Here is a 17403-nt window from a genome sequence, read left to right as displayed (position 1 = left end):
CATCACGGCAATGGCGACACGACTGCGGACGTTTCTCACCGGGTTCGCGATGGGGATGGCAGACGCCGTCCCAGGCGTCTCGGGTGGGACGATCGCCCTGATCGCGGGCGTCTACGACCGGATGATCGCCGCCATTACGGCGATCGACCCACGGGTGCTCCACCGGGTGCGAACGATCCATCGCGCGGAGACGCGACACAAACTACGGATCGAACTGCTCGCGATGGATCTGCCCTTCCTCCTCACACTCGGGAGTGGCGCGATCCTGGCCGTCTTGCTCCTCGCGAACGCGATGCACTTTCTGACGGCGACCTATCCGGTCCCGACGTACGGCTTCTTCACGGGATTGATCGCCGCGAGTGCGATCGTCCTCTACGGAGAAGTCGACGTCCGAACGCCGAGGCGATTCGCCGTCGCGGGACTCGGGATCGGACTGGCGGTGGCAATTACGGCGCTCTCCGGGGCGGGCATGCCACACACGCTGCCGATCGTCTTCGTGACGGGCGCGATCGCCATCTGTGCGATGGTACTTCCGGGGGTCTCCGGATCCTTCCTCTTGCTCTTGCTGGGCCAGTACGAGTTCATGACCGGGACGTTGAGCGATGCGATCGACGCCCTCACCGGCACCGGAAGCGGCGTGAGTCTGGCGGAGACGCTGACGGTCGTCGCCGTGTTCGTGACTGGAGCGGTCGTCGGACTGTTCTCGATGGCACACCTCGTCGAGCGGGCGCTGACCCACTACCGCGAGGCGACGATGACGTTTCTGGTGAGTTTGATGGTCGGCTCGCTGGGAATTCCCCTCGGAGAGATCGGGGCGAACCTCGGTGAGTCAGCGACAGCGGCGCCCATCGCCGCAGCGCTGACACTCGTCGTCGGGGCGGTACTCGTCCTCGCCGTGGACCGGTACGCGGTCGCTACCGGCGAGTCGCCGTCCGCAATCTGACAACGGGCGTCCGCCAGGTCCGGCCACTGTGGGTAATTGTATTTATTTCGCTATATCCACATCATAACATCCGGCAGCTACGAGTACGCAAAATATATTACCCCGAGAACTTATCTGTAACCTTACGTAAATTTTATTACCATTGGTGACATCCTTTCGAGTACAATGTCCGCAACCGATTCGGTCAAAGAAGCCGTCGAAGCGCACCCACGACTAGTCGGATTCCTGTTCGCCGCGATGGTCCTGATGAGCCAGGCGGGCTCAGTAGCAGCCACGGCTTCGGAAGTAGGTGTCGGCCCCTGACGGAGAACGTATCCAGTAGGTTTTGTTCACCAGACAAAGATTCGGGGACGTTAGACCGTCAGTTTTCTAGGAATCGTGGAAAACCGAGATCGGTATTCCATTCCAATCCAGTGTCAGTCAAAACAGGAGTTTCTGTCCACGTAACGTATTCACGAAGTTGGTCAGCCGTCACCTCCGTTCGATAGTCTGTCATAGGAAGGAGGAACACCTCGTTAATTGACTCAATTGTTGGCGACGTGACCGAGCCGATTTGGAACTCTTTTGCTGGATAATGACGGAAAGAGACATCGAACGTGTCTGATATGACATCAGATTCGACTGTCACAACCGTTGGCGCTCCCCCATCCGACTGCGCAATATCGGTCGAGCCGTCGCCGACGATGAGGTACTGATCGCCGAGGATCGTCCATTCGGAGAGCATTTCGAGTGCTCCGCGGAGGGGGAACCCTAGGTTTAGCAATTTGGCAAGTGACGCGCCCGACTCGACCGCGTGTTCGTTGATAATGTCACCGATCGTCGCAACGCCCCCGAACGCACCACGTCGAGAGAGTGCGAGCCCTTGCTCGTAGGAGTGACAGGCGTTCAGGAAGAACACGCCCAGATCGACCGTTTCGAGTGATCGAACGTCCAGATCGCCATCCGTGCACTCGAGCCCGTCTTCCGTGGCGTGACCGATGTAGTGGAGAAAGTCGAATCCACCGGATTCGAGCAAGTCGGCGAGTTCGTCCGTCGTTACGCCGAACCTGGAAGTCACGTCGAACGGGAGGAGTTCACGCGACCCGTACGTGTCGTCGAGCAGGTCGTGTTCGTCCAGCATCCGTGCATCGTTACAGACGACGAGAATATCGATGTGTTCCGTTCGCGACTCCCGGTCGAGTTGATTTCGGTACGCTTCGATGGTCGCCTTCGAGCCGGATTTGGGTGCAAGGTCCCCGAACCACGCATGTTCGATCGACTCGTCCGTCACGGCGGGTTCGACGACCGGAAACGTCGACGACGAATTCGAGCGAGAAACCTGCGATCTCGTCCTCGACCGAGTAAACGGCCCTGTGTCGACTGACGAAGTGGATGCGGCCCGGACGCTGGTGTCGCCCATCGAGACCGGTGTCCTGGCTGACTTCGGCTCCGGAATTGACGTTTCGATCGACGTACGGGTCCCTGCGGTAGTTCGAACGATACCGAGTTCGTTCACGATGTACGGAAGAAGTTCGACACTCTCGGGTTCCGGAGGGACGTGGGCGGTGAGCGGCCACCGTGGGAGGTGCGGTTCGACGAGTTCGTACTCGATAGCGAGATAAGCCTTGATGCGTTCGGTGAGAGAGCGGTTGTATAGTTCGGCGAGGTCCCACGGGAGGGCCGATTCTAACTGATTACGTTCGTGTAGCTGATACGGATAGATCCCTTCGGTCCGAACGATACAATCGAGGAAGAAGAGTTGCTGTAATGTCCGTGAGACGTCGTCCTCGAACGTGCGCGAGGCGCCGAGCTCGAATGATCGGTCGCCTACCCGAACCGTGGGGGTATCACCCGCTACGACGGTTGCACCGAGATAGAACGAAAGCGGTGCGATCGGATACAGATGCTCATAATCGGCCGGTATTTCTATTCGGACATTGGTTCTGAGCGGGTCGTTCTCCGTCTGTACCGAGAATTCGGACGCGAGCTCGATACGCGGAGGATGGCCCCGCAAGGTCGGCCACGATCGTTCCGGGCTCTCTGTCTTTAGTGCTGAGGTCAGAGATGAAATTGCCCGCATCATCGTCCGCGGCTCGGCTGGCGTTTCGATTCGCCCTGCGGGCCGTTCGTGAAGGGACCGAGCGCCGATATCGATCTCGACACACTCGTCGAATGTGAACTGGACAGATTTGATTCCGATTTCGATTCGGCCCGACGTCGGAATGCGACAGTACAGTTTCATCGGGCCATCGAGTCCGACGAACTGAACATCATCTGCCAGTTGGTAGGAGGCGTTGTCGTTCAGTTTTGCGATCGATCTCCCGGTTTGGTCGTGAACGTTGACGAGATACCGCTGGTCAAACACGAGGGACGATGTCTCGACCCGACACGCCGTATCGACAGGAAAGCAGAATTCCTCAGTCGATACCGCCTTCGGAGTTATTTCGCCGCTCGTTTTGATCGATAGCTGGCGCTGTTCGTTCGAGTCGAACAGCCGCAGCCCGTGGGGATCTGTGAGGGGAGATATCTCGATCACCATTCGTCAGTACCTCTTCCGAATGTCCGAACACGCAAAAAACTAGCAGTTTCTTATGAACGATGATGGCCAACGGACATTCTCCTTCCTCCAGACGGAGTCGACGCCGATCGGTCATCACCCGTCGCAGGCACTGAACCAACGTCACTGTCGGCACGCTTTTGCCCGCCCCAACGAAGTCACGACTGTGACGCCGCCACTGATCCTGGACATCGACGGAACGCTGACGCGGCCACAGGGGCGGGGACTTGACCCCCATGTGTTCGATCCGCTGCGGGAGTGGGACGCGCCGGTCGTACTCGCCACTGGAAAGGCGACGCCGTTTCCCGTCGCACTCTGTCACTTCATCGGCCTCCCCGAACGAGTGATCGCCGAAAACGGCGGTGTGACGGTCACGGAAGACAAGCTCACCATCTCGGGTAGCCGAGATGGAGCCGAGGCGGTCGCTCGGGGGTACGAAGACGCCGGATACGATCTCGGATGGGACGGGCTCGACACGATCAATCGGTGGCGCGAGACGGAACTCGCAGTCGCGCCCGAACAACCGCTCGATCCGCTCGAAGCCATCGCCACCGAACACGATCTGCAGGTCGTCGACACCGGCTACGCCTACCACGTGACCGACACCGAGCGGTCGAAGGGCCGAGCACTCGAAGGAATTGCAGCGGACCTCGAAATCGAACTCGACGAGTGTGTGGCCATCGGCGACTCGGAGAACGACGTCTCCACCTTCGAACGCGTCGGTCGAAGTTTCGCCGTCGCGAACGCAGACGACGCGGCACGCGCCGCGGCGGACGAAGTGCTCGACGGCGCACACGCCGACGGGACGCTCGCCGTGCTCGCGCGAGTTGGGTGAGCGAGTCCCTCTCGACGAACGGATTGAGCCCACGACGGAACCATCGCCAGTCGCAAGATACGTATCCGTCTCGGCCCGAGAAACACTATGGCTCCGTACGCGCTACCCGTCGGGATCGTCGGCACGCTCGTGTCCGTCGTCCTGTTCGTCTACACGCGCTACGACGCCGACCGCGTCGGTGTCTCCCGCCCACTCCTGTGGTCGCTCGCGACGTCGGGAACGCTCGTCGCCGGCGTCGTCATGTACCTGTTCACCTCGGCGCCGCTGCCCGGCGTGATCATGACGGCAAACACTGGCACCGTCCTGTACGGCTTCGAACGGGAACTTACTCGTCGCGACGAGCAGCCAGCCGAACCTGGCCAGCTTCCGTTCGGCCCAGGCGAGAGCGAATCAGTAGACGACAGACTGGCCTCGGGTGACGCCGGGCCGGTCTCGGGAGACGATCCAACAGCAAGGTCCCAATCCGCTGACGGGCGACCAGCCGAACCGACCGATGCAGAGGACGTGGCCGATCCGCGATAACCGTGGTCCGGACCTAGTAGCGGGACCGGGTGACACCGCCGTCCGGGTGCCACACCGCACGGCTTTTGGAGAGTGCCGTCGAACGACGCTCTATGAGTAACGCCGACGCGGCCGGGTCCGGGGGCGAAGCGGACACCGATACGGGTGACGGCGGGCCGAAGCAGGTGTCTAGTCCTGACTACCACAGCGAGAACCACACGGCGGCCCAGACCTGCGGCTGGACGGCAAACGCCCTTCGCGGCGAGGGGAAGTGTTACAAAAACATTTTCTACGGTATCGAGTCACACCGCTGTATCCAGATGACGCCAGTCGTCCGGTGTAACGAGCGCTGTGTCTTCTGCTGGCGCGACCACCAGGGCCACGCCTACGAGCTCGACGACGTCGAGTGGGACGATCCCGAGGCCGTCGTCGACGCCTCACTCACCCTCCAGCGAAAACTCCTCTCGGGCTTCGGTGGCAACGACGAGGTCCCGCGCGAGGCGTTCGACGAGGCCATGGAGCCGCGCCACGTTGCCATCTCGCTGGACGGCGAACCCAGCCTCTACCCGTACTTGCCGGAACTGATCGACGCCTTCCACGAGCGAGACATCACGACGTTCCTCGTCTCGAACGGCACGCGCCCCGAGGTCCTCGCCGAGTGTGATCCGACACAACTCTACGTCAGCGTCGACGCACCGGAACGCCACACGTTCGACCAGGTCGTCCGCGCGATGGAGGACGACGCCTGGGAGACGCTCATAGAGACGCTCGACGTGCTGGCCGAGAAGGACGAGACCCGCACCGTCTTGCGGACGACGCTCCTCCAGGGTGAGAACATGCACAGTCCCGACTGGTACGCCGGCCTCTTCCAGCGCGCGGACCCCGACTTCGTCGAGCTCAAAGCCTACATGCACGTCGGCCACTCGCAGGGCCGACTCGACCGCTCGACGATGCCCGACCACGAGGACGTCGTCGACTTCGCGGAGCAAATTGGTGAGCACATGCCCGATCACCCGGTCTTGAAGGAGGTGCCAGCCTCCCGGGTGGCGCTACTGGCCCGTAACGAGGACACCTGGGTACCGAAACTGCAGAAGGACAGCGCGTTTTGGGCGCGCGATCCGATTGTCGGGGACTGACAGCAGAGTTGCAATTCCACGATCATCCAGTGAACGCATTTCGAGATGTGAATCGATCATTTTGACGATAGCTCCGATTTCGCGGCTCGCTCGACTGACAGTCACCCGTCGAGGCCGACGGGCCGATACGTTCGGGAAACGACACGCCACTCCGGTCAATCCGTCGCGATCACGGACGATTCGATCGACGCGATCGGGTCGTCACCCGAGTAGCCGTCGAAGGAGAACACGTCGCAGATCGAGTGCTCCGTCCCGTCCTCGTCCGTCACCGAACCGGTAGCGGACGCGACGTCCCCGTGGGTGATGATGTGGTGCACCGGCAACTCGCGACGCTCACAGATCGAGGCCGAACCGGTCGGCCAGTACCGCGTCGGTTCGGGACGCGGAGACCGATTCCTTACGCTTTTCGCCGGCCTCCGTGACGGTCATCGACGTTCCGGAAAGCGTGAGACGGCCGTCCGCCGTCGCGAGGGTCGCCATCCTCGCGCCCGCGAACGGGGATTCCGACGACGTGGCGTGGAACCGGACCAGGTCGGCGAACTCGTCGCCGGCTCGTGGCGTCACGTCGAAGCGGTACAGCGTCTCCCACCCATCGTCCGACCGCCGCTGGGCGACGTGTGTACACTCGTCCGACGGCGCGTCGCCGTCCCCGTCGGGCTCGTCGTCCGCTTGGGCGTGATTGCCACCAGACGTCCCGCCATGGTCAGCCACCTCGATCACGCGGTACGTGCCAGAGACGTCGCTCCGGAGCCGTCCGTCGAGCGGGAGCGGCTGTCGAGCGAAGTCGCCGAATCCGACGTCGACGAGGTGTTCGTCGACGAGAAGGGCGAGGTGATCGTACTCGGGGCCGTGCGAACCGTCGTCGTATCGTGGCCTGGCCGAGAGAAGCGAGACGTCGTACTCTAGTTCCTGAAGCAACCACGCAAACGCGCCGTTGCAGTCGTAACAGAGTCCACCGCCGCCGGAGACGGTGCGCGGGACGGCCGTCGCGGGGTCGAGCGACGTCCCGGCTCCGGCGTCGATGAAGGCGTTGGTAAACGAGACTTCGAGGAGGTGCCGGCGCTGGAGTTCGGCCAGCGCGTCGGTTCCGTTCGCAGACAGCGTCGCCTCCGAAACGCCGAGGCGTTCTACGTATCGGCCAATGGTCACGCGAGTGACCTGGTGGCGTCGGCTAATAACAGCTTCCCAGGTCACCCTCGACCATTACCTCGGTACTACCGGACGGAGGAGAAGGCGGTTTGAACCGGAACGACCCGGTGAACGGGCACTGGTGAAACTGAAAGACGAGTTTGACCCAGGGAGAGAGGTTTATCACCTGGGGCGAATGTCAGAGTATGAAGCGTCGACAGCTACTCGCGGCGACCGGTCTGGGAGTGACCTCGATGATGGCAGGCTGCCTCCAGGAATTCAGACCCGCCCGCGACGAGGACGATCGTGGTGACACGCAGGAGCGAGGATCGACACCCGCCGACGACTCGCCCACACCCGTTCCGGCCGGCGAAACAGTCGAACGCGATCCGACGGACGGGCAGCTCGGTGGGCGTCGCTCCCCGCACGCCGTCTTTCTGACGAACCCCACGAAGACCGAGCGAACGGTCGCGCTCGCGATCGAGCAGGGTGGGGAGACGATACTCGACGAGTCGTTCACCGTTCAACCCGAAGGGGCCGCCAAGGTCGCGATCAGTCGGTTCGCCGCCTACACCGTCGAGGCGGCCGTCGACGGATCGAGCGAGTCGGCGACGGAAACCGTCGAGCGTACGCAATTCGACTGTAACGCGACCAGCGTCCAGCTGGAACTGCAAGCCGACGGCACGCTTTCGTCGTCCACACTGTCGACGATGATGGCATGCGGGAACGTCGTCACCGAACGCGTCGCGTCGGGCGAGACCGTCGCGCACACCGTCGGAACGATCGAGGAGTCCGACGAGATGCAGGGAGAACACACGATCAGCGTGTCCAACCCAACTGATCGGACGTGGACGGCCCGCGTACTGCTCGAAGACGAAGAGATCACACGGTTCGACGGCCTCTTCACGGTCGAGCCGGACGCGACGGCCGACGTCCGCTTCGATCGAAACGGTTCGGAAACCATCGCGACGCGCGTGCTCGACACTGGCGCGAGTGCAGCAGTTGATCTCGAGAAGAAGGATATCGGAGCGTGCAACGTAGCGACGACAACGGTCCAGCTAACCGACGACGGGACACTCGAGACGTCGACGGAGTCGACAGACCTCGGCTGCCAGCCCGACGACGCCTGACGAACATGTCCATCGCCGCACGCTCCCCGATCCGCAGTCCCCTCCACCACGCCGCGCCCCTCCTCCGAGCGATCGCCTTCTGGCTCGCCGTGGCCCTCCCATTCGCGTACGTGCCGCCACTGCTGGGTGTGGCGCCGACGACAACCCTTTTCGTCGTTCTTGCCGTCCACGCCGGCTGTCTGGTGGTCGGTCACGAGTACCATCCCCGATCCCGAGCCGATGGGTCCCGACCGTCGGTCCCATAGCCGGGTAGTGTAACTACACACAGACAAAATCGTTCTCGGCTAACTCCACTCACGGATTCCGACCGACCTTCTCACGATGGTACAAATCCCCGAAACAAGCAGCCCAAACATACCAAATGGCTAAGGCACACCGGCACCAACAACCCTGTATGTCGAGCGGTGCCATCGATATCGACGAGTTCGAGAAAGCCGAAGACGGCGAATTCGAAGAGGGAAACGACACCGCACGGATCGTGCAGTTCCTCGACGTGAACGACGATCGGGCGTGGAAGGCAGCCACGATTGCAGCACAACTCGAACTACAGACGGACGCAGTCAGTGCGATCCTCTCACGGCTGAAAGAGCGAGGACTCGTGAGACACAAGCGCCCCTACTGGGCGATCACAGACGACCGGGACCGGCTCAGATCAGCCTATCGGCTTCATCGACACTACGAGACCGCTGATGAGCAGTACGGGGGGGAACGGCTCGAAGCACTCCGAACCGACGAAATGGAGCACGTGCAGTGACCTCGTTCTATGAACTAGCGCGCGGAGACATCGTCTGGGGGACCGATCCGCTCTCAGAGAAAGGGCGTCCGCTGCTCGTACTCGGGACACCACAGTTCCCCACCCACGGTGTCCAACTCATCACCGCGCTACTAACGACGAAGACCTACCACGAAGAATCACTGACACTCCGAGACGGTGACTACGAGGGCGACCCGCTTGGAACCCGAAGCCACGTCCTTCCGTGGTCACTTGCAACCCTCAACAACGCTGCGGAAGTAGAATACCGTCTCACTTCTCTTGTCGATTCGCGCACCGAAGACGTCCTCTCACAGTTGATCGGCTACCTTATGCCCTGAACTGCCGGTATCCTGGTAATCGGTCACGAGTACCACCCACAGTCGCACGTCTCCGCTCGGTACTGACGGCGAGGCGTCGGCCAAAAAAGAACGATCGGTAGCCGGCCGGTCTGCCGGTCCTCACTCGAGGTCGAACCGGTCGGCCGCCATCACGCTGTGCCACGCGTCGACGAAGTCGGAGACGAGTTTTTCCTCGCCGTCTTCCGCACCGTAGACCTCCGCGATGGCGCGCAGGCGGGAGTTCGAACCGAAGACCAGGTCGACGCGTGTGCCCGTCCACGCGACCTCGCCGGTCTCGCGGTCGCGCAGTTCGAAGACCTCGCGGTCCTCGGAGACCGGCTCCCACTCGTAGTCCATCGAGCAGACGGTCTCGAAGAAGTCGTTGGTCAGCGTCCCTGGCTCGTCGGTGAAGACGCCGTGATCGGAGTACGTGGCGCCGAGGGCACGCATCCCGCCGACCAGCGCGGTCATCTCGTCGGGCGTCAGGTCGAGCAGGTCCGCCTTGTCGACCAGTTCCGCTTCGGCCGAGTTCCGTGCCTCGTCGCTCAGGTAGTTTCGGAAGCCGTCCGCCGTCGGTTTCAGCGCCTCGAAGGACTCGACGTCGGTCTGGGCTTCCGTCGCGTCGGTGCGACCGGGTTCGAACGGCACCTCGACGTCGTAGCCGGCGTCGCTCGCGGCCTGCTCGACGGCGGCGTTCCCGCCGAGGACGAGCAGGTCGGCCAGCGAGACGCGCACGTCGTCCGATCGCGAGTCGTTGAACTCGGCCTGGATTGCCTCGAGCGTAGAGAGGACCGTCTCGAGTTCGTCGGGCTCGTTGACCTCCCAGCTACGCTGCGGTTCGAGGCGGATGCGTGCACCGTTCGCGCCGCCGCGCTTGTCGCTGTCGCGGTAGGTCGAGGCCGCCGCCCAGGCGGTCTTGACGAGTTGCGTTCGGGTGAGATCGGAGGCGAGGACGCGCTCTTTGAGTTCGTCGATCTCGGCCTCGCCGATCAGGTCGTAGTCGGCGTCGGGGAGTGGGTCCTGCCAGATGAGTTCCTCGTCGGGGACCTCGGGACCGAGGAAGCGCTCGGCGGGACCCATGTCGCGGTGGATCAGCTTGTACCACGCCTTCGCGAAGGTCTCCTGGAACAGCGCGGGATCCTCTTGGAAGCGCTCTAGGACCTCGCGGAAGTCGGGATCGCGCTTCAGCGCGATGTCCGTCGTGAGCATCATCACGTCCTCCTTTTCCGACGTCGCTTCGACGCCGGGGGCAGACTCGTCGAGTTCGCCGTTCTGCGTGGTCCACTGCCAGGCGCCGCCGGGACCCTTCTCGGGCCACCACTTGTGGTCGAGCAGCGAGTCCACGTAGCCCATGTCCCACTGGGTCGGCGTGGTGTTCCAGGGTCCCTCGATACCGCTCGTGATCGTGTCCGCGCCCATCCCAGAGCCGTGCTCGCTCTTCCAGCCGAGTCCCTGCTCCTCGATCGGTGCCGCCTCGGGCTCCGGACCGACGTTGGGGGTCGCCTCGTCGGCGCCGTGGACCTTTCCGAACGTGTGTCCGCCGGCGATGAGCGCGACCGTCTCTGCGTCGTCCATCGCCATGTGGCTGAACGTCTGGCGGATGTTTGTCGCGGACGCTTCGGGATCAGGTTCGCCGTTCGGCCCTTCGGGGTTCACGTAGATGAGGCCCATAACCGTGTTCCCGAGCGGGTCCTGGAGGGTACCGTCTTCGTCGAAGCGCTCGGGGGACGCACCCTCCATCTCGTCTTCCGGGCCCCAGTCGACGGCGTCGTCGGGGGCGTACTCGTCCTCACGACCGCCGGCGAAGCCGTAGGTCTCGAAGCCCATCGACTCGAGTGCAACGTTGCCCGCCAGCACGAGCAGATCCGCCCACGAGAGCTTCTGTCCGTACTTCTGCTTGACGGGCCAGAGCAGGCGACGGGCCTTGTCGAGGTTCGCGTTGTCCGGCCAGCTGTTGAGCGGAGCCAGGCGCTGGCGACCGCCGGAGGCACCGCCCCGACCGTCGCTCGTCCGGTAGGTGCCAGCACTGTGCCAGGCCATCCGGATGAACAGCGGCCCGTAGTGGCCGTAATCGGCGGGCCACCACTCCTGCGAGTTTGTCATCAGTTTCATAAGATCCGCCTTGACGGCCTCGTAATCGAGCGACTCGAACGCCTCCGCGTAGTCGAACTCCTCGCCCATCGGGTCCGTCTGCTGTGCGTTCTGATCGAGGATGTCCAGATTGAGCGCATCTGGCCACCAGTCTCGGTCTGCGTTTGGCATCACCTTGCTATTGCCACGTTCGCATAATAAGAGTGTCTACTTCGGAAAGGACTCCTTTTTTGATTCCCAACAAATTTTCACGATTGCTAAATAAAGTTGCTCACTGAGTGTGTCAGGGACACGTGATTGCACCGGGTACCATCACCAATTTTGTCAGTACCCCTCGTGATATCCATTCGACGAGAGAACACCTGGTCGGCACCAGCTGTCGCCTGAACAGTAGCACGGACGGAGTGAAAACCCGTCTCTGGACGTGACGTCATCCGCCACATGTGGAGTAACATGTATAGGCTGTGGACGAGTAGATCCACGTATGTCGACCGAAACAGGGCCCGAGGAAACGAAAGTCAGTGACCGGGGGATGGTTACAATCCCAGCCACCCTCCGCCAGCGACTGGACATCGAACCCGGTGACAAACTTCGGTGGAACACGAATGAAAGCGGGGCCCTTTCGGTCGAAGTCGTTCACCAGCGAGAAGGAGTCTTCGACGACTTTGAGCCCGTAGACGTGGGGCAAACCAACGCAGTCGAAGCTGAAGGCGAATTCGGGTCCGAGTGATGGCAGCCGCCCTACTAGACACGAACGTGCTCTTTGCCAGTGCCAGTACCCGCGATGTGTACCACGATCGGGCTCGACAGATCGTCCGCGGAATCGACCACGGGGAACTGCCGAATGCCATCATCACGAATTACGTCGCTGCGGTGATATTGAACCTTGCTCGCGAGAAACTTGGTTCACAAGCGGCTAATGGGCTGTTGGATCGGCTAATCGAGGGCGAACACTTCGAAATTATTCACGCTCCCAAGGTTGACTTCACCGCCGCACAGGCACTTTTTCGGCGATACGATGAACTCTCGTTCGTCGACGCAACCATTGCAGCGTATATGGAACGAGATGGGAGAGAGTACCTCTACTCCTTCGATAGCGACTTCGATGCGGTTTCGGGCCTGACGCGACTGGAGACGGCCACGAACCCGTTCAGGTGAGACGTGATGGCTGACCGCCGATCGTGTCAGCACCGGCCCAGCGGCCACACTACGTCCGACAGTCACACCAGCCGTCGACGACGTCGGTGTGAATGCTAGACGAAACCGTTACCCACGTCGACACCAACAGCACGTCATGATCGATCTCGTGCCGATCGGCGAGTATCCATTCGCCCACGCAGTGTTTCTGATACTGGTCGTCGGATCCTCCGCATTCTTTAGTTATCTCGCCCTGATGAACGTCCGACACGGCCGGGCGACACTCGAGCGGGAACGCGAGTGGGTCCAGTCGATGTTCGACGTCGACGACCCAACTCAGGTCAGCGCCTACCACCGAGCGAAGACGACGATCGGCCAGTTTCAGTCCTGGTTCACACTCGCCGTCGTGCTCGTCACGCTCTACACCGGCGTCGCCGGGGACGTCGTCGCGTGGTTTCAGGGTCTCGACTACGGACCAGTCCTCACTGGAAGTGCGTTCTTCGTCGCAATGCTGATCGGGGCGCAGGTACTCTCGCTCCCGGGTGACCTCTACGACACGTTCGTCGTCGAGGAACGCTTCGGGTTCAACAACCAGACACCGGGCCTCTTCGTTCGGGATCTCCTGATCCAGTTGCTCATCAGTGCGGTGCTCGTCGGGGCACTGTCCGCCGCCGTCCTCGCCACGGTCGAAACACTCCCGACCCTGTGGCCAGTCGCCGCGCTCGCCATCTTCGCCGGGTTCTCCCTCGCGATGCTCGTCGTCTACCCACGGGTGATCGCCCCGCTGTTCAACGACTTCGAACCCGTCGAGGCGGGTGAGCTCCGTGACGGCGTCGAGCGCGTCTTCGACCGCGCCGGCTTCACCTGCGACGACGTCTACGTCATGGACGCGAGCCGACGCTCCGGCCACTCGAACGCGTACTTCGTCGGCTTCGGGCGGACGAAACGCGTCGTCCTCTACGACACGCTCGTCGAGCAGATGAAACTACGGCAGTTAGAGAGCGTCCTTGCCCACGAACTCGCCCACTGGAAGCGCGCACACATCTGGAAGCAGTTCGTCGCCAGTCTCGCCCACATCGGGGTCGCCCTGGCCGTCCTCTGGGTACTCCTGGACGCGACCTGGCTCTACGCCATGTTCGACCTGCCACAGACGCCGTACGTCGGGCTCGCCCTCGGAGCGCTCTTGGTCTCGCCCCTGCTCGATCTGACGAGCCCGCTCGTCAATCGCCTCTCGCTCGCCCACGAACGGGAAGCCGACGCGTTCGCCACCGACGTCATGGGTGACGGCGAGCCGCTCGTCGGTGCGCTCGCGAGTCTGACCGGTGAGAACCTCTCCAATCCGTTCCCACACCCCCTGTACGCCACGTTCCACTACGATCACCCGCCGATCCCCGAGCGAATCCGCTACATCCGCGGACTCACGGACGATGGCAATGGGGCTGGAACGGGTGACGTCCCGACAGCCAGCGGTGCCGGCAAGTGAGGAGATTCGGTCCGTACGTGCAGGCGATTGGTGCGGCCATCCGAGAGGACAGGCGCGCTGCTCGCGCGACCGCGACCTACGGACGGGACTCCAGCACGCCCCGGAAGCGTTCGCCGGGATCCGTCTCCGCCCGAATCGCCGCCCGAATTCGCGGCGAAACCCAGTTCGATTCCGATTCGGTAACGCCGTCCCGGGAAGACGTCGACAGGAACTGCTCGTAGACCGGCAATCGCTCGGTGAGGGGCAAGCCGACGTCGTCGGCGATCGAGCGCAGTTCCTCCAGCGCCGGCCAGGCGTATTCGGGATTGACGTGGTCGTCGGTCACCGGAGAGACGCCACCCAGATCGTCGACACCGCAGTCGATCAGTTCCCTGACGGGGGCCAGGTTCGGCGGCGCCTGGACGGACACCTCGTCGGGGAGCGCGACGCGAGCCATCGCCGTCACCCGGCGCATGGTCGCGAGGTCCGGCGTCCCACCGTTCCAGCGCTCGTTGTTCCGAACCGGCTGGATGATGACCTCCTGGATGTGACCATAGCGTTCGTGTAACTCGCGAATGGCGAGCAAACTCTCCGCACGGTCTCGCCACCCGTCACCGATACCGACGAGAATCCCTGTCGTAAAGGGGACGGCGAGTTCGCCGGCCGTCCGGATCGTCGCCAAACGCTGACCGGGTTCCTTTCGCCGCGGTCCAGCGTGAGCGTCAACGTCCGCCGTCGTCTCGAGCATCACGCCCATGCTCGCGTTGACGTCCGCGACGCGTTCCATCTGTTCGCGCGTCTGGTCGCCGGGGTTCGAATGTGGGAGGAGCCCTTCCTCCAGCGCGACCTCGCACGCAGCCCGGAGGTAGTCGTGGATCGAGCCGTATCCCCACTCCTCAAGCTGGCCGTGAACCTCGGTGTAGCGGTCGTCCGGGTCGTCACCGAAGGTGAACAACGCCTCCGTACAGCCCGCCTCGGCGCCGCGTCGGCAGATGTCGCGCACCTCGGCAAGCGAGAGGAGCGACGCCGCGCCTGGCGGGTCGAAGTAGGTGCAGTACGTGCACGTGTATCGGCAGGCCGTCGTCAGCGGGACGAACACGTTCCGGGCGTAGGTGAGTTCCGTCGGGGCCGCGACGTCCTCGGGCATCACCGCGAGCAGTCGCTCGACGTCGGCCTCGTCGATCGCCACGTCGACATCGTAACGGGCTGCTCCCGGAATCATTCACCAAAGGGTTCGAGCCTGACGGGATAAATCGTCTCGTTCCGGCCGACTGTGACGGGGCCAGCGTCACCCGACTCGATCGGTCCTCGTGACCGTCACCCGTCCCTCGTCGGCCGTGACGAGTTCGAACCCCGCCTCGACCAGGAACTCGCGAGTTCGACCGTCGCCGTGACAGAGAACCTCGACGAGGTCGGCCGGTTCGTCGACGTCCGTCGCGAGCCGGAACGAATCGACGACACCGACCGACGCTCCGACTGACGAGGCGATCGCCCGATGATCGAGGTACGACGTCCCGTGGTAGTCGACCCGGAAGTCGGGATGACGAGTGACGAACGCGTTCGTGCCACCGCCGCGTCCCGGCGCGAAGACGACGTCGCCGTTCGTCTCGAACAGCCGATCGAGGGAAGGGGCCGTCGCCAGTGCCAGATCGGCCATGACGACCGCGATCGGCTCGTCGTCCCCAGCCGCGTCGAAGTGACTCTCGAGCAACTCGTTGACAGCAGCATCGAGCGACCGCTCGTCGACCGTCACCGGCACGTCGACCGACACCGGCCCCGTCGCGAGAACGTGGGGGTCGTGCCCTGTCTTGGCGACGGCATCAACGACGTCTCGTACCATCGCCCCGGCAAACTGCCGGCGCTCGGCCGCCGAGAACGTCGACGAGAGACGCGTCTTGGGCGCGTCGGCCGCGAACGGGACGATCACCTGCATGAGAAGGCGTCGGCGGTCGGCACCCAAAAACACGTCGCCACGGCGGTCACTCACGGCTGGAGTCGGCGGGAAATCACGCAAAACGGAGATCGCTCGAACGAGCCCCCAGTTAGAACAGCGGCTCCAGATCTTCGGTGTCGTCCTGGACGAGATCCTCCAGGTTGTCCTCGCTTTCCGCCTGGATGTCCTCCATGTTGTCCTGGGCCTCGATGGCGACCTGCTGGAGGCGCTTGATCCGCGGGACGTTCGTCACGCCGGAGAGGAGGATCGAGGCGGAGACCTCCGGGATCTCTCGCGGGTAGTCACCGCCGCGGACTTCCATACTGCCGGTCTCCTCTTCGAGCCACTTGCGACCGCGCTCGATGCCCTTCCGGTTTAAGTGATCCGAGGGCCCCGAGAGGACGAGCAGCGCGCGCTCGGCGCCGTCGATCTCACAGGGGAGCGTGAGGCGGCCGAGTGCGGCTTTGCGAACGAGACTCGTGATGCGGTTGGTCGTGTTTGCCGCGTCGAGGCCGTCGTCACCGCCACCGCCGCTCCCGCCGGTGAACTTCGAGAGGAGGCCGCCCGACGAGGCGGTCAGATCGACCTCTTCGGATGCGTACCCGACGGTCGAGACACCACCGCCGGAGAGCGTGTTGATGATCTCCGAGGAGTCGACGACGCTCTCTGCGACCTCCTGGCCGGCCTGCACTTCGCCGGCGCCGAAGAGGACGCCGAAGCGACGGACGATCTCCTCGTTGATCTGGCTGTAGCCACCCTCGACGGACTCGCCGGCCGAGCGCCAGGAGTCGTTGTCGAAGACGAGCAGGTTGTCGACCTCACGAACGAACGTCTGGAACGAGCGGGCGGCGTTTAAGGTGTAGATGCCGCCTTCGTCGGTGCCGGGTAAGATCCCGAGTCCGTAGACGGGGATCGTATAGATCCGCTTCAGGTGTTTCGCGAGAACCGGTGCGCCACCGGATCCCGTCCCGCCACCCATGCCGGCCACGACGAGGAAGGCGTCGACCTCGTGGGTCGGAATCGAGTCGACCGCGTTCTGGACCTCGTCGATGTCCTCCTCGGCGACTTCCGCGCCGAGCTCGTTGTCCGCACCTACGCCGTGACCTTTCACCCGTGCCTGTCCGATGAGGACACGGTTTTCCTGTGGAATTCGGTCGAGGCCCATGAGGTCCGCCTTCGCCGTGTTCACGGCGATCGCAGAGCGGACGATGCCGCTGTTCGTTCGATCGTCGTAATCGAGGAATCGATCGACGACCTTCCCTCCGGCCTGCCCGAATCCGATCATCGCCAGTTTCATTGATTCTGGGGGCTCCGTTGGCAGTGAACAGTAGCAAGAAGGATATAAACCTTGTGTCTGCCTGACTTTCACGTTCGCTACAGTATCTCCCCAAATCGCAAGCAGTCGCGGACTTTTATCGAATTACTCACCCATCGTTCCCAGAATATATCTCCGAATCGAGGCGCGGTATTATCGTGTTC

18 protein-coding genes are annotated in these 17403 nt (G+C 62.9%); 11 read left to right on the top strand and 7 right to left on the bottom strand.

Annotated features, from left to right (window positions below; translation table 11 throughout):
- Positions 1–10 precede the first annotated feature (10 nt).
- Positions 11–943, top strand: coding sequence for a DUF368 domain-containing protein (locus HALRU_RS04785; protein WP_015300272.1), 933 nt, complete (start codon positions 11–13; stop codon positions 941–943).
- Between the two features lie 165 nt (positions 944–1108).
- Entirely contained in the window at positions 1109–1246 is a 138-nt protein-coding gene (locus tag HALRU_RS15605) for a DUF7503 family protein (protein WP_015300271.1), read from the top strand.
- Between the two features lie 58 nt (positions 1247–1304).
- Here HALRU_RS15605 and HALRU_RS16245 read toward each other — a convergent pair whose 3' ends face one another.
- The gene (locus HALRU_RS16245) at positions 1305–3461 is read right to left on the bottom strand and encodes a hypothetical protein (protein ID WP_015300270.1); all 2157 of its coding nucleotides are present in this window, start codon (positions 3459–3461) and stop codon (positions 1305–1307) included.
- Positions 3462–3645: 184 nt separating this feature from the next.
- Here HALRU_RS16245 and HALRU_RS04775 point away from each other — a divergent pair, with 184 nt between their 5' ends.
- The 3 genes from HALRU_RS04775 to twy1 all read left to right on the top strand — a co-directional run bounded on the left by HALRU_RS04775 (position 3646) and on the right by twy1 (position 5951).
- Positions 3646–4314 carry an HAD-IIB family hydrolase gene (locus HALRU_RS04775; protein ID WP_148680442.1) on the top strand — a complete coding sequence of 223 codons (669 nt, stop codon included), beginning with the start codon at positions 3646–3648 and terminating at the stop codon, positions 4312–4314.
- Positions 4315–4401: 87 nt separating this feature from the next.
- Positions 4402–4836, top strand: a complete 435-nt coding sequence (locus HALRU_RS04770; RefSeq protein ID WP_015300268.1) for a hypothetical protein — start codon at positions 4402–4404, stop codon at positions 4834–4836.
- A gap of 92 nt (positions 4837–4928) precedes the next feature.
- Complete coding sequence (gene twy1 / locus HALRU_RS04765; RefSeq protein WP_015300267.1) at positions 4929–5951, top strand: 4-demethylwyosine synthase TYW1; 1023 nt, start codon at positions 4929–4931, stop codon at positions 5949–5951.
- Positions 5952–6106: 155 nt separating this feature from the next.
- Here the strand turns inward: twy1 and HALRU_RS15600 are convergent, their stop codons facing one another.
- A complete protein-coding gene (locus HALRU_RS15600) occupies positions 6107–6268 on the bottom strand; it encodes a hypothetical protein (RefSeq protein WP_015300266.1) in 162 nt (53 codons plus the stop codon).
- Positions 6269–6284: 16 nt separating this feature from the next.
- Positions 6285–7100 (bottom strand): arylamine N-acetyltransferase family protein, encoded by an 816-nt coding sequence (locus tag HALRU_RS04760; RefSeq protein ID WP_015300265.1) that lies wholly within the window; start codon positions 7098–7100, stop codon positions 6285–6287.
- Between the two features lie 185 nt (positions 7101–7285).
- Here HALRU_RS04760 and HALRU_RS04755 point away from each other — a divergent pair, with 185 nt between their 5' ends.
- From HALRU_RS04755 to HALRU_RS04745, 3 genes are all read left to right on the top strand, one after another.
- A complete protein-coding gene (locus tag HALRU_RS04755) occupies positions 7286–8209 on the top strand; it encodes a hypothetical protein (RefSeq protein WP_015300264.1) in 924 nt (307 codons plus the stop codon).
- 394 nt (positions 8210–8603) lie between these two features.
- Positions 8604–8963, top strand: coding sequence for a hypothetical protein (locus HALRU_RS04750; protein WP_015300262.1), 360 nt, complete (start codon positions 8604–8606; stop codon positions 8961–8963).
- Entirely contained in the window at positions 8960–9301 is a 342-nt protein-coding gene (locus HALRU_RS04745) for an mRNA interferase PemK (protein ID WP_015300261.1), read from the top strand. The genes HALRU_RS04750 and HALRU_RS04745 overlap by 4 nt, the downstream gene beginning before the upstream one ends.
- A 120-nt stretch (positions 9302–9421) precedes the next feature.
- Here the strand turns inward: HALRU_RS04745 and katG are convergent, their stop codons facing one another.
- Positions 9422–11563 (bottom strand): catalase/peroxidase HPI, encoded by a 2142-nt coding sequence (katG, locus tag HALRU_RS04740; RefSeq protein ID WP_015300260.1) that lies wholly within the window; start codon positions 11561–11563, stop codon positions 9422–9424.
- A gap of 313 nt (positions 11564–11876) precedes the next feature.
- On the opposite strand from katG, the gene HALRU_RS04735 reads away from it, so the two are divergent.
- The 3 genes from HALRU_RS04735 (at position 11877) to HALRU_RS04725 (ending at position 14012) form a co-directional block, all read left to right on the top strand.
- On the top strand, positions 11877–12122 hold the full coding sequence (locus HALRU_RS04735; RefSeq protein WP_015300259.1) for an AbrB/MazE/SpoVT family DNA-binding domain-containing protein: 246 nt from the start codon (positions 11877–11879) through the stop codon (positions 12120–12122).
- Entirely contained in the window at positions 12122–12550 is a 429-nt protein-coding gene (locus HALRU_RS04730) for a type II toxin-antitoxin system VapC family toxin (protein WP_015300258.1), read from the top strand. The genes HALRU_RS04735 and HALRU_RS04730 overlap by 1 nt, the downstream gene beginning before the upstream one ends.
- A 136-nt stretch (positions 12551–12686) precedes the next feature.
- Positions 12687–14012, top strand: coding sequence for a M48 family metallopeptidase (locus HALRU_RS04725; RefSeq protein ID WP_015300257.1), 1326 nt, complete (start codon positions 12687–12689; stop codon positions 14010–14012).
- Positions 14013–14088: 76 nt separating this feature from the next.
- Here the strand turns inward: HALRU_RS04725 and cofG are convergent, their stop codons facing one another.
- The 3 genes from cofG to HALRU_RS04710 all read right to left on the bottom strand — a co-directional run bounded on the left by cofG (position 14089) and on the right by HALRU_RS04710 (position 17221).
- Positions 14089–15213, bottom strand: coding sequence for a 7,8-didemethyl-8-hydroxy-5-deazariboflavin synthase subunit CofG (gene cofG / locus HALRU_RS04720; protein WP_015300256.1), 1125 nt, complete (start codon positions 15211–15213; stop codon positions 14089–14091).
- A gap of 66 nt (positions 15214–15279) precedes the next feature.
- A complete protein-coding gene (gene cofC, locus HALRU_RS04715) occupies positions 15280–15924 on the bottom strand; it encodes a 2-phospho-L-lactate guanylyltransferase (protein ID WP_015300255.1) in 645 nt (214 codons plus the stop codon).
- A 109-nt stretch (positions 15925–16033) separates the two neighbouring features.
- Positions 16034–17221 (bottom strand): tubulin/FtsZ family protein, encoded by a 1188-nt coding sequence (locus HALRU_RS04710; RefSeq protein ID WP_007697976.1) that lies wholly within the window; start codon positions 17219–17221, stop codon positions 16034–16036.
- Positions 17222–17403: the final 182 nt, after the last annotated feature.

This window comes from Halovivax ruber XH-70 (assembly GCF_000328525.1).
In the GTDB taxonomy this organism is placed as follows: domain Archaea; phylum Halobacteriota; class Halobacteria; order Halobacteriales; family Natrialbaceae; genus Halovivax; species Halovivax ruber.
This window is presented reverse-complemented; position numbering and strand designations above follow the sequence as displayed.

Bases quoted from the DNA above. Each gene is read 5' to 3' on its own strand.
- HALRU_RS04785 (WP_015300272.1), top strand. From the start codon at position 11: ATGGCGACACGACTGCGGACGTTTCTCACCGGGTTCGCGATGGGGATG.
- HALRU_RS15605 (WP_015300271.1), top strand. From the start codon at position 1,109: ATGTCCGCAACCGATTCGGTCAAAGAAGCCGTCGAAGCGCACCCACGA.
- HALRU_RS16245 (WP_015300270.1), bottom strand. From the start codon at position 3,461: ATGGTGATCGAGATATCTCCCCTCACAGATCCCCACGGGCTGCGGCTG.
- HALRU_RS04770 (WP_015300268.1), top strand. From the start codon at position 4,402: ATGGCTCCGTACGCGCTACCCGTCGGGATCGTCGGCACGCTCGTGTCC.
- twy1 (WP_015300267.1), top strand. From the start codon at position 4,929: ATGAGTAACGCCGACGCGGCCGGGTCCGGGGGCGAAGCGGACACCGAT.
- HALRU_RS04755 (WP_015300264.1), top strand. From the start codon at position 7,286: ATGAAGCGTCGACAGCTACTCGCGGCGACCGGTCTGGGAGTGACCTCG.
- HALRU_RS04750 (WP_015300262.1), top strand. From the start codon at position 8,604: ATGTCGAGCGGTGCCATCGATATCGACGAGTTCGAGAAAGCCGAAGAC.
- katG (WP_015300260.1), bottom strand. From the start codon at position 11,563: ATGCCAAACGCAGACCGAGACTGGTGGCCAGATGCGCTCAATCTGGAC.
- HALRU_RS04735 (WP_015300259.1), top strand. From the start codon at position 11,877: ATGTCGACCGAAACAGGGCCCGAGGAAACGAAAGTCAGTGACCGGGGG.
- HALRU_RS04730 (WP_015300258.1), top strand. From the start codon at position 12,122: ATGGCAGCCGCCCTACTAGACACGAACGTGCTCTTTGCCAGTGCCAGT.
- HALRU_RS04725 (WP_015300257.1), top strand. From the start codon at position 12,687: ATGATCGATCTCGTGCCGATCGGCGAGTATCCATTCGCCCACGCAGTG.
- cofG (WP_015300256.1), bottom strand. From the start codon at position 15,213: ATGATTCCGGGAGCAGCCCGTTACGATGTCGACGTGGCGATCGACGAG.
- cofC (WP_015300255.1), bottom strand. From the start codon at position 15,924: ATGCAGGTGATCGTCCCGTTCGCGGCCGACGCGCCCAAGACGCGTCTC.
- HALRU_RS04710 (WP_007697976.1), bottom strand. From the start codon at position 17,221: ATGAAACTGGCGATGATCGGATTCGGGCAGGCCGGAGGGAAGGTCGTC.